Origin of the sequence: Sphingobacterium shayense (genome assembly GCF_013179575.1) — a bacterium.
GTDB lineage: Bacteria > Bacteroidota > Bacteroidia > Sphingobacteriales > Sphingobacteriaceae > Sphingobacterium > Sphingobacterium shayense.
Genome location: NZ_JABMCQ010000133.1, coordinates 1 through 12,482, shown reverse-complemented (window position 1 = coordinate 12,482; position 12,482 = coordinate 1). Strand labels below are relative to the sequence as shown.

Sequence of the window (12,482 nt, the reverse complement as noted above, 5' to 3'; positions counted from 1 at the left end):
TTGAAAGTGTGGCAAGATCCATTGCAGCACACCATCCGGAAATCCTACATTATTTCGATAATCGTAGTACGAATGCTTCAGCCGAATCCTTCAATGCAAAACTGAAAGCCTTTAGAAGTGTGTTCCGGGGTGTTAGAGACACTACTTTCTTCCTATATCGGGTGATGAAATTATATGCTTAAAAATCTAGCCCCCCAACTTTTCGGTATGATCCATTTAAATAATATCAAATCGGAGAAGCCTAAGTGGGTAGAACAGAGGTTAATAATTTGCCTATAAAACAAAAAAAGTGGTTTTTGTAACAAAAACCACTTTTTTATTTATTTCGCTCCTGAAGCTGGGCTCGAACCAGCGACCCTCTGATTAACAGTCAGATGCTCTAACCAACTGAGCTATTCAGGAATCGTTTTCCGAACGCTTATTTCCGTTTCGGTGATGCAATTATCGGAAGATTTAATGAACTGTGCAAATATTTTCATCGACAAAAACACAAGTTACTCAAATCCAACACAATCTTTTTTACAATAGCACGCCGCCCAATATTAAAGTAGCAATCGTGAAGTAAATTATCAACCCAGTTACATCCACTATCGTCGAGACAAATGGCGCAGAAGAACTAGCCGGATCGGCGCCGAACCTGCGAAGCAAGAAAGGAAGCATGGCTCCTGTCAATGATCCCCACATCACTACACCGAGGAGCGAAAATCCGATAGCCAAAGCATACAAATTCCAAGCGTCTCCATAAGTTCCTGTAAAAGCTTGGTCGACAGAAATACGTATAAACCCCAACGTTCCCAAAATAAGCCCGAGAAACAACCCTGAAAGAATCTCTCGTCGCATCACACGCCACCAATCACGCAACGTGACTTCCCCCATGGCCATGGCCTGGATAATTAACGTCGAGGCTTGTGAACCGCTATTCCCCCCACTCGACATAATTACTGGCATAAGCAGCACCAATATTGTCGTTAATCGGTCTTCATAAAACTTCAAAACATAAACAGTTAATAATTGACCAAGAAAAAGCACAATAAGCCAGCCACCACGCTTTTTTACGAGATTGAAGATAGACACATCTAGATAAGGTTCATCAAGGGCTTCAGACCCCCCTATACGCTGCATATCCTCACTATATTCTTCGTTTGCCACCCAAAGAATATCATCAATCGTAACAATACCTAACATGATACCTTGCTCATCAACGACTGGCAGAGCCACCCTGTTATTCATTCTAAAAACGTTTACAGCTTCTTCCTGTGGGTCGTTTGCATAAAGCGAGATCAACCGGTTATCGATAAGATCTTCAACCTTGGTTTCAGGATCTGAAATTAAAATATCGCGAATACGAATATCATCAACAAGATGCCCTTGCTGATCAATAACATATAACACGTCTATCGTTTCAGAAGCGTTCCCGTATCGTCTAATGTGTTCTAAAATACGAGTAATAGACCAATGCGGCTTAACAGTTATGTAATCCGGAGTCATCAAACGCCCTACGCTATCTTCTGGATACCCCAAAAGTGAAAGCGCATCTTTGCGTTCCTCTGGAGAGAGCATTATGATAAGATGTTTTACAACGTCACCTTTTAGATCACTAAAAAACGATGTCCGATCATCGGGAGGCATTTCGTTAATTAGCTCCCTAATTTTCGATGCCGATAACTTCTTAAAAATACGTTCTTGGGTGGGGAAATCTAGTATACCGAAAACATGAACAGCTCGGTTGATATTTAATGTTTCGATAAACAATGCTGCGTGCTCGGGAAGCTCGTCAATCAGTTCTTCGACGTCAGAAATGTTCTGCTCATTAAGAAAATCTTGAAGCTCTGAAATCTCACCAGCTTCAATCCACTTTTCCACAAGCTCTACTTGCATTTCTAATTCTTCCATAACTCTCCTTTGTTTATTCCAATTCCTACATGGGTAATTTCTATTTGGAGCAAAAGTCGCCTTTTTTGTTTAAAATAACTAATACTATTTTTTCGGCATGTCTCACCCTAAAATCAAACATTAAAAACTATTAACTGTTTGCAGACACTTTAGGTCAGATTTAAAAATCATGACTTAATGTCACAATAAAAAGAATCGAATTTTAGTGTCTTAATTGTTTGGTACTTTTTCATTTTTATCAGATATCAAGTCTCTCGTTTATACTAATGGAATCAAAAACATCATGAGACCGACACGATCTAGAATGGAAGCTCGATTATTAATATTCACACTCAAGGAAAATCGGGAGCAGTAGTCAGCCGTTAGCTGATCAACGTATGTAAGTTGCGCAAACGACGGCGGAATATTTATTATTTTATCCTATCTTGCATTATATCTTTTTGCACCAAAAACACTTACGAATTACAAAATATAAATGAAAACCAAATTGAAAAAAACAGAATTATTTTTCGTAAAAATAAGCGAAAATTCATTCTTAAATTTATATTTAAATATTTAAATATCAAATAATTATATAATACATAAAAAGTGTTAGTTTATTAAAAACTGAAAAAATAAGCTAAAAAAAATAGCATATCATCAAAAAGAACGAAAAAACACATAGTATACATATGAAAATCAGATATTTATTATTAATTATATCAATTATAACTACAACAAAATGTTTAAGTCAAATAATTGACGACGAACAGTCGCATCCCTCGATAGATTGGAAGCAGATCGACACGGAAGATTACCAGCTCATATTTCCAGCAGACATACAAAACGCCGCGCGAGAATTAGCAAGTGAGCTCTCCTATTTCCTCTCAAATAATAATAGGTATTTCCATATAAGATCAAAAAAAACACCTATAATACTACAAGGAAATCACATAGCCCAAAATGGCTTTGTTCAACTAGCGCCAAGAAAATCAGAGCTGTTTCCTGTTCCATCATCTACCCCAGACAACCAAAGCTGGCTTAGTAATTTAGCCATACACGAATTACGACATGTTGCTCAATTTGACAAAATGTCAGGAAAAATGGGCGAGCCATTTTTTGAACAATTAGCGTTTGCACTATACGGTTTGAACCTCCCTGCCTGGTACTTTGAAGGTGACGCGGTCCATTCAGAAACGTTAAATAGTAAAGGGGGAAGAGGACGACTGCCTTCATGGGAAATGCCACTTCGTGCAAACTTACTCTCGGGAAAAGCATACAATTTTAATAAATATGTACTGGGTTCATTTAAGGATAATATACCGTCTTACTACACAATTGGCTACTTTATTAACGGGTATATTTCGAATCATTTTGGCGTGAATAGCACAAATGAAATATTATCACACATGCATGGAAATCTAGTGCGCCCATTTAATTTTAGACGCGCCCTAAGAGCACAAACCGGGGAAACTGCGTCTTCTATTTTTCAGAAAGTTTCGGTTGAACTCAATGAAAAATGGGAACGAGAAGCACCTTTATTGGATATGTATTCTCAACCCGTCACAACACCGATTAGCAAATATCCCTCGGATTATTTAATGCCTCAAGTTTGCGATAACGGAGCTATATATGCTTTATATAGATCTCCGGAATCTGTCAATAAAATTGTAAGATTACATAGAGACAGGCCTCAGGAAATACTAAAAACAGGCATCCAAATAACCCCTCACTTCAATATTCGTGGGCAAGAAATAGTCTGGGACGAATACCGCAAGGATCCTCGCTTTGGAAAACAAACATATAGCGTAATAAACCTGTATAACATCAAAGAAAAAACCGGCAAAACTTTAACGACACACAGCAGGTATTACGCACCTAGTCTGCACCCCACCCTCAATAAAATCGTTGCTGTAGAGGTTACAAACGAGTTAAAGAGTAGAATAATAATCCTTGATTCAAAATCCGGAATTGTCATCGACAGCATCCCCCCCATCTCCGACACGCACCTTCAACAGCCTAGGTACGATGAAACAGGCGACAGAATAGTCGCTATTGCAGTCTCGGAAAAAGGAACGAATTTAATCCAGTTCAACATTACGGACAAACAACATGAATACCTTCTAGCGTGGGGAAATCAACAAATCGAACGTCCTTTTTACAAAGAAAATTCAATTGTTTTTAAGGCCCACTTTGACGGTATTGACAACATTTATTCTCGATCTGAAGCAGGAAAACTAACGAAACTGACGAATGCATTGTACGGAGCCTTTAATGCGAGCGTAGACAAAAAGGGAAATTTACTGTACAACGATTACCAAGTCAATGGTTACAAAATCGCCAAAAAACCATTTGACAGTTTATACTCAGAAGAACCTATTGCACGCACATTCTACTTAGAGCCAACCATAAAACAACTACGGGATAGTATAAATTCCTTCCGAGATTCTAAAGGAGAGTCGTTCCTGATTGACGATTACAATCCCTCCAAGCACGTTGTAAATTTTCATAGCCTATCCATAAGTAGTACAAATTTCGAAAACTTTGATAATTATATACCTGGTATTTTTTGGCTATCTAATGATGTCTTAAATACTACGCAAACGAAGCTAGGGTACGAATATGACCCAGAGACACGGAAAAGTCGTTATTCAGCAGAACTATCCTACAGAAAATATTTACCCATGGTCACAATTAGATACGCAAATCGAGGGCTGATAGGTAATGCCGTAAGCGACGCTAATCCCGAAAAAACCATAATGTACGAGTATCGCGATAATCATATATCTCTTGACATTGCTCTACCATTCTCCACATACCGCCAAAACGTTGTCTATAGTTACGGTGCCAACTTCGGTACGTCGTATACGAACAGATATGATGTAAGCACCACTTTAAAAAATTTTAGCGAAAATATTGCATTCCCCTTGAATTATCAGCTGTATTTCAACCGAAATAGTATGCGTAGCAAAATGGACATAGCACCAAAATGGGGACAGAATTTTAGCGTGACCTATCGTCACCTTCCTTTTGAGAAGGCCGTTAGTGGCCAAATATTCTCCGCCCGAACCAGCTTTTACTTCCCTGGACTTTTCGCCAATCACAGCATACAAATCCGTGCAGCTTTGCAGGAAGGAAAGGAGCGCTATGAAGGAGTTTACGACATACCAATGGTTTCGGGATGGGGATATTTTGAGTCGCCGATCGTCACCAATACCGCATCGATAAATTACAGGTTACCCTTGTTTTACCCAGATTGGAGCATCGGTTCGACGGCATACATAAAACGATTTCAGGGATTTCTCTTCTCAGACTTTCAAAATATGGATTCAGATTTGAATCCGAAAAGCTTTGGAGTGGGAATATCGGCAGACATGAATGTTTTCCGATATGTCCTGCCTGATATTAATATCGGAACAAAATTGACCTATATTAACGATAAAACGGCAAGTAAAAAGGTAGTCCCTTCGTTTAGTGTAAGTTATAGTTATTAAAAAAGCCATGACAACTTGTATGCCATGGCTCTCCTCCGATAATTATTATTCGATTAATCATTCAATGCTTGAACGCCTGGAAGCACTTTTCCTTCCATATATTCCAACAAGGCACCCCCTCCAGTACTTACATAACTGACATGCTCAGTCATTCCGAATTTAGAAACGGCGGCGGCAGAATCCCCACCACCAATCAGTGAAAATGCTCCTCTTTCAGTTGCTGCAACAATAGCATCAGCCACAGCTTTAGTGCCTTTAGCAAAGGTATCAAATTCAAATACACCCATCGGACCGTTCCACAGTAAAGTATTGGACGCGCCAATCACATCAGCAAAGTGAGAAGAGGAATCTGGACCGATATCCAACCCCTCTTTATCTGCAGGAATTTCATTATTGGGTCCATCATATGTGTTGGCATCATTGGAAAAACCATCCGCAATTTGCGCGTCGGTCGGCAATACAAGATTTACGCCTTTTTCTTCCGCTTTTGCAACTAGTTCGTTTGCAAGATCTAACTTATCTAACTCAACAAGTGATTGACCGATTTCGCCACCCGCAGCCTTCACAAACGTATAAGCCATACCTCCTCCAACGATAAGATTATCAACCTTATCTAATAAAGCTTCGATCAGCTGAATTTTGTCAGAGACTTTTGCTCCCCCCATAATCGCTGTAAATGGACGCTGAGGATTATTAAGCACTTTCTCTGCGTTGTTAATTTCCGCAGCCATCAACGCGCCAGCATATTTCGCCTCAGGAAAGAACTGGGCAATAATCGCTGTAGACGCATGTGCACGATGTGCAGTACCAAAAGCATCATTAACATATACACTGCCCAATTTCGATAATTTCTCCGCGAACCCGACATCACCTTTTTCCTCTTCTTTATAGAAACGAAGATTTTCTAGCAACAGCACTTGACCTGGTTGCAATACTGCACTTTTCGCCATAGCTTGGTCACCGATACAATCATCAGCAAACTGGACTTCAACACCAAGTTCACTAGACAAGTGATTAACGATGTGTTTCAAAGAATATTTATCAACAGGGCCGTCTTTAGGTCGTCCCAAGTGAGACATCAAGATTACGGAACCTCCATCTTTTAAAATTTTTTGAATCGTCGGCTTTGCTCCTTGAATACGATTATCATCAGTTATATTAAAATTCTCATCTAATGGCACATTAAAATCCACGCGGACAAGCGTTTTTTTACCTGAGAAGTTTAAATCTTCAATAGTTTTCATAAAAAATAAAATTTAAGTTGACCTGTATATATCAAGCTATAAATATAGAAAAAAGCAAGCACTTCAAAAATATCTAGACACATTTATCTGATCTCCACTGTATACGGCATGCGCGCTTGTATACCCGAAGATTTAGTCACAGTACGTAACTGTTCCACATACTCTCGAAAATCACCTAGCTCATCACTGAGCATCCACATTTTAATTTTCTCCTTAGAGGTACCAAACAATGAAGCGAAGGGATCTTTAACCTTTGGGTAATATGCTACTTTATAATCTTTTAATTTCGCCTTGCTCGCAGCAGCTTCAATTGCACGTGAAACGTCTCCTATTCCGTCAACCAATCCCATCTCGATCGCTTGACTACCAGTCCAAACTCTTCCCTGTCCAATACTATCGACCTGTGAAACATCCATCCCACGACCTGTCGCGACCTTATTCAAAAAGGTGTTATAAACCCTATTAACTTCCACTTGTATAATCGATCGCTCATCTTCAGTCATCAATCTATCCGGAGATGCAAGTAAATCAGCGTACTTACCCGTTTTAACTTCGTCTAAATGGATCCCTAACTTATTATTTAACAATCCTTTAAAGCTCGGAATCAGACCAAAAACCCCGATAGAACCGGTTAATGTCTCTTTTTCTGCGAAAATAGAGTCAGCAAGTGCCGAAATATAGTAACCGCCTGAGGCTGCATAATCACCCATGGAAACAATGACAGGTTTAGATGCCTTCGTTAACTCGACCTCGCGTGCTATAATGTCAGAGGCTAATGCCGATCCTCCCGGCGAGTTTACGCGTAGGACCACAGCTTTAACACGATCATCCCGTCGGAGTTTACGCAATTCACGAGAGATTCGATCTCCCCCTATATTTATTTCTTCTCCTTCCCCATCAACGATCTCCCCGTAAGCGTAAAGCACCGCAATCCGGTCACCGGTTATATTCGGGTCCTTACCATCACTATAATCTAAAATTGAAATTGTCGAAAGGTCTTTCTTCTCCTCAACTCCAATACGTTGTTTCAACTCACTGATTACCTGATCGGTATACAACTTTCCATCTGCGAAGTTGTACTTAATTGCATCATCTGCATTACGTATTAAATAATTGTCGGCAATATATCTCAAGGAATCTACTTTGATATTCCGTCCATGTGACACATTTTCTAAAAAGGCATCATACGTGCTATTTAAATACGAAGTCATCTGCTCACGATTCGCCTCACTCATTTCATTCAATAAAAAAGGTTCCACAGCGGACTTGTATGTCCCCACCTTCACAACCTGCATCTCAACACCTAATTTATCTAAAGCTTCTTTCATAAATGTTACGGTAGAAGATAAGCCTTTGAAGTCTAAACTACCTTCTGGGTTAATATAAATTTTATCCGCAGTCGACGCTAATAAATAGGCTTTTTGTGTAAAGACGTCACTATAGGCAACAATAAACTTTCCCGAAGTTTTAAAATCAACAAGTGCATCATATATTTCCTTGGTACTTGCAAATCCAGCGCTAACAGAACGCGGATTCAAAAAAATGCCCTTTATTCTATCGTCGGTTTTAGCAGTTTCAATTCTTGCTAAGATGTCATTCAAACCCAAAGACTTCACTTCTCCTAACCCAGGTACTGAAACTCCTTCAAACGGATTTTCTTCTGTTCGTTCTGTAATATCGTGGTCCAAAGAAATATAAAGTACAGAATTAGCTAAAACCGGCGTTTGCTTGCCAGAACTCATCTGACTCACAGTACTCGTAATGATCGCGATTAGACCTATAATTAGTAAAACTACAACAATTCCAATACCGGTTATCGTTGCTAAAACATATTTGAAGAAAGATCTCATACAGAAATAAAATTTTAAGTACCTAAGATAATTCTTTATTTCGAACAATGCGAAATTTAAATAGATATGCTTTATCTTTACTTAGATAAAGGATCTTTGATATCAAACAATGAGGCAGGATCTAAGAACGAAGGATGTACGATGAATAACGTGTTTTTACTTTTAGGGGCCAACATAGGAGAGCCTGCGCAGCAATTGAAAGACGCTCTTCAGGAAATCAACGAGACTGTTGGAAAAATAACCCTTTGTTCTTCGATATATGAGACAGAGGCCTGGGGAGTAACAGATCAACCTAAATTTCTAAATCAAGTTATAAAAACAGAAACATCACTTTCTCCACTAGAAGTTCTTGATGAAATCCATCGTATAGAAGAAAAGCTCGGTCGTATACGGCTAGCCAAATGGGGGGCGCGCGTTATCGATGTTGACATACTCTATTTTAACGAAATGACAATCGAACACGAACAATTAATTGTTCCACATCTTCATCTCGCCGATCGCAAGTTTGCTTTGATACCATTGTGTGAAATAGCACCGGAATACATACATCCCGTTTTACAAATTAGTAACGCGGAAATATTGAAATTATGTAACGACCCACTAAATGTTTACCGTTATCAATCCGACAAATGAACACGAAATTCAACATCATCAAACCGGCAATTATCCAAGAAAATATGATGAGCAATCCAGACCTTATCAAGCAATTCTTGACGCTATATCAATCACAAATCCCAATCGATTTCAAAGCTCTCAAAGAAGCCATTTCTCAAAGAAATTATAAAGAAATTGCAAACAAAGCACATCATATTAAACCGACGATGGTATATATTGGTGCTAACCAACAACAGAGCAAGCTACAAAAACTCGAAGCACTTGCTAATTTAAAAAACGATATCGAAATTGGACAATTGTTTACGGAATTAGACCAAGACGTTAAGATTTTAATCGATGAAATCGAAATATACCTGAAAAACTTGTAATTAGGATTTATTTAAAAAATGCAACTTAGATAGTCCAATATATGCCAACAACACCAACGGTAGTGCCAAAAATTTTAAAAAGACAACAAGAAACACACTAAGAATTAAAAAGATAAATTGAAATTTATTCTCGTTCCAATTTGGAGACGACAATTTCATACTAAACAACCGTACCTCACTTACCAACAGATAGCTAACGACCAAAATAATCACCAATAAAGCAGAGGGTGTATATACAAGTGCAGGGTAATCTCTACCAATAAAAGGCAACGAAAGCACGAAAAATGTATTCATTGGAGTATTTAATCCTATAAAATCTTGACTTTGCCTCTCATCAACGTTAAACTTCGCCAAACGCAAAGCCGAAAAGATCGTCACCAAAAAACCGAAATATGGGATGAATGGGATATTGGAGCTATCCTCAAGCATCGTAAACAAAACGATCCCCGGCACAAAGCCAAAACTCACCATGTCCGCTAAGGAATCTAGTTCCTTTCCAATGGTGGATTTCACATGCAAGGCACGAGCTACCATTCCGTCAAAAAAATCACATACCCCCGATCCGATGATACAATAAAATACATAATCTAAATTCTTATCAAATGCATAAACAACAGCAATGCAACCGAAAAAAAGATTAAGACAGGTCAGTGTATTGGGAATGTGTTTTTTCATCGATTAAAAAATATAAAGCCATCTTTTCGAAAGGAAAAGATGGCTCAAAATTATCAAATAACTATGGTATTAACCATTCATACTTATCAAAAACTCTTCATTGGATTTAGTACCACGCAATTGCGTTAATAAAAACTCCATAGCTTCTGTCGAATTCATGTCCGATAAATGATTACGCAATACCCACAAACGCTGAAGCGTATCACGATCTACCAATAAGTCGTCACGACGAGTACTAGAAGCTGTAAGATCTATAGCAGGGAAAATACGCTTATTCGCTAATTTACGATCTAATTGTAATTCCATATTACCTGTACCCTTAAACTCTTCAAAGATAACTTCATCCATTTTGGAACCTGTATCGGTAAGTGCCGTCGCAAGAATAGTCAACGAACCTCCGTCCTCGATATTACGTGCAGCACCAAAGAAACGTTTTGGCTTATGTAATGCGTTTGCATCCACACCCCCAGAAAGTATCTTACCCGATGCTGGAGCAACGGTATTATATGCACGAGCCAAACGTGTAATCGAATCTAAAAGAATTACAACATCATGACCGCATTCAACCATGCGTTTTGCTTTTTCAAGCACTATATTTGCGATTTTAACATGGCGATCTGCCGGCTCATCAAATGTTGATGAGATTACTTCCGCACGAACGCTTCTAGCCATATCAGTTACCTCTTCCGGACGTTCGTCAATCAACAGAATAATAAGATAAACTTCGGGATGGTTTTTAGCGATCGCATTAGCAACCTCTTTCAACAAATTTGTTTTACCCGTTTTAGGTTGCGCTACGATTAGTCCGCGCTGACCTTTACCGATTGGAGTAAACAAATCCATGATACGTGTCGAATAGTTTCCGACGCCTAAATCTAAATTTAATTTTTCAGTCGGAAATAACGGTGTTAAATAATCGAAAGGAACTCGGTCACGAATTTCCGCTGGAACCTGTCCATTAATCGCTTCCACCCGCACCAAAGGAAAATATTTTTCTCCTTCCTTCGGCGGCCGGATACAGCCGCGAACATTATCACCGGTTTTCAATCCAAACAGCTTAATTTGAGATTGAGATACGTAAATATCATCTGGAGATGTCAAGTAGTTATAGTCTGAAGACCGTAAAAAACCGTACCCATCAGGCATGATTTCTAATACACCTTCATTTACAATAACATTATCAAAATCTGTAGGTAATACGGGAGTCGAGGCGTCGGACTTATTAGCTTGTGCGGGTATGGGTTCTGTAGTAGGATTCGGCTTTACTTGTGCATCCTGGGACGGCGCTCTATCAGTTTCTACATCACTTACAGGTGAGGGGCGCTTTGTAATCGCTACCGGCTCAGTTTTACTAGTTCTGACACGCTTTCTGGGCCTATCTGACGTCTGCTCTTCGCTTTCTCCAGCGTCTATTTCACTGGTATTCAGTGATTGTTTTGCTATTAGCGAAATACGATCGATTAATTCTTGCTTTCGTAGTTTATCGACATCAGCGATGCCCAATACTTTTGCAATCTCGCGTAACTCTGACACGAGCTTGGTATTTAGTTCATTAATATCCATTAACTTGTTATTATGAGATATAGGATTTTACTGCTTTTGAAATTTATCCATTTTCTAATTCCAGCACACGCTATTAATTTGAGACAAACTAAGATACGACCGAGGATTATTTAAGAGCATGCTTATTTTAACTCCTACAAGGATAAATTTGAGAATCGGCACAAAAATAGTATAACATTTGTAATTTCAAAAGAAAATTTGTAAATATTTTTCACGCAGTGTAAAAACCCGTTATATTCATAACGCACATTAAGTTTATTTGTTTTATTAGTTGCAAACTTTATATTTTTTTTACACTTTTAATATTCTTTGTTAAGTTTACAAAAAACTAAAACGTTTTATCTTTTATGAAAGAAAACCAGTCAACCAACTATCCCGCGCTTTATACGCTGGTAGTTGTATTCTTTTTTTGGGGCTTTATTGCTGCCGGGAACAGTGTCTTTATCCCATTTTGTAAGAACTATTTTCAATTGGATCAGTTTCAATCTCAATTAATTGACTTTGCATTTTATAGTGCATACTATATTGGGGCGCTCCTACTTTTCATTTTTAGTACCATTTCGGGAAAAGATCTTGTTGGAAAATGGGGATACAAAAAAAGTATCATATATGGTCTCCTTTTCTCTGCTCTAGGTGCTACAGCGATGATTGTAGCAGTCGAAGTAAACGTCTACATTGGGATGTTAATTGGACTGTTTATCGTAGCCCTCGGTTTCTCTTTACAGCAGACTGCAGCAAATCCATTCGCAGTTCTATTAGGAGATCCAAAAACGGGAGCATCACGCGTAAATCTGGGTGGTG

At 38.7% G+C, this 12,482-nt stretch carries 9 protein-coding genes, 1 tRNA gene and 1 pseudogene; 5 read left to right on the top strand and 6 right to left on the bottom strand.

Going from position 1 to position 12,482, the window contains the following annotated elements:
* Positions 1-182, top strand: a 182-nt coding sequence (locus tag HP439_RS14190; RefSeq protein WP_172390995.1) for a transposase, incomplete at its 5' end; no start/stop codon positions are given.
* A 146-nt stretch (positions 183-328) separates the two neighbouring features.
* Here the strand turns inward: HP439_RS14190 and HP439_RS14185 are convergent.
* Both HP439_RS14185 and mgtE read right to left on the bottom strand, forming a co-directional pair.
* Positions 329-402: transfer RNA gene (locus tag HP439_RS14185), tRNA-Asn, on the bottom strand.
* Between the two features lie 117 nt (positions 403-519).
* Positions 520-1,893 (bottom strand): magnesium transporter, encoded by a 1,374-nt coding sequence (mgtE, locus tag HP439_RS14180; protein ID WP_172390994.1) that lies wholly within the window; start codon positions 1,891-1,893, stop codon positions 520-522.
* 671 nt (positions 1,894-2,564) lie between these two features.
* Between mgtE and HP439_RS14175 the strand changes: the two genes are divergently transcribed.
* The gene (locus HP439_RS14175; protein ID WP_172390993.1) at positions 2,565-5,366 is read left to right on the top strand and encodes a hypothetical protein; all 2,802 of its coding nucleotides are present in this window, start codon (positions 2,565-2,567) and stop codon (positions 5,364-5,366) included.
* A gap of 53 nt (positions 5,367-5,419) precedes the next feature.
* Here the strand turns inward: HP439_RS14175 and HP439_RS14170 are convergent, their stop codons facing one another.
* Together HP439_RS14170 and sppA are read right to left on the bottom strand one after the other, a co-directional pair.
* Entirely contained in the window at positions 5,420-6,610 is a 1,191-nt protein-coding gene (locus HP439_RS14170; RefSeq protein ID WP_172390992.1) for a phosphoglycerate kinase, read from the bottom strand.
* 83 nt (positions 6,611-6,693) lie between these two features.
* Positions 6,694-8,460, bottom strand: a complete 1,767-nt coding sequence (gene sppA / locus HP439_RS14165) for a signal peptide peptidase SppA (protein WP_172390991.1) — start codon at positions 8,458-8,460, stop codon at positions 6,694-6,696.
* 66 nt (positions 8,461-8,526) lie between these two features.
* Between sppA and folK the strand changes: the two genes are divergently transcribed.
* Both folK and HP439_RS14155 read left to right on the top strand, forming a co-directional pair.
* Entirely contained in the window at positions 8,527-9,093 is a 567-nt protein-coding gene (folK, locus tag HP439_RS14160) for a 2-amino-4-hydroxy-6-hydroxymethyldihydropteridine diphosphokinase (protein ID WP_246229372.1), read from the top strand.
* Positions 9,090-9,443 (top strand): Hpt domain-containing protein, encoded by a 354-nt coding sequence (locus HP439_RS14155; RefSeq protein ID WP_172390990.1) that lies wholly within the window; start codon positions 9,090-9,092, stop codon positions 9,441-9,443. The genes folK and HP439_RS14155 overlap by 4 nt, the downstream gene beginning before the upstream one ends.
* Here the strand turns inward: HP439_RS14155 and pssA are convergent, their stop codons facing one another.
* Both pssA and rho read right to left on the bottom strand, forming a co-directional pair.
* Positions 9,444-10,118, bottom strand: coding sequence for a CDP-diacylglycerol--serine O-phosphatidyltransferase (gene pssA / locus HP439_RS14150; protein WP_172390989.1), 675 nt, complete (start codon positions 10,116-10,118; stop codon positions 9,444-9,446).
* Between the two features lie 69 nt (positions 10,119-10,187).
* Positions 10,188-11,681 (bottom strand): transcription termination factor Rho, encoded by a 1,494-nt coding sequence (gene rho / locus HP439_RS14145; RefSeq protein WP_172390988.1) that lies wholly within the window; start codon positions 11,679-11,681, stop codon positions 10,188-10,190.
* Between the two features lie 347 nt (positions 11,682-12,028).
* Here rho and HP439_RS14140 point away from each other — a divergent pair.
* Positions 12,029-12,482 (top strand): annotated as a pseudogene (locus tag HP439_RS14140) (MFS transporter); the annotation flags it as partial.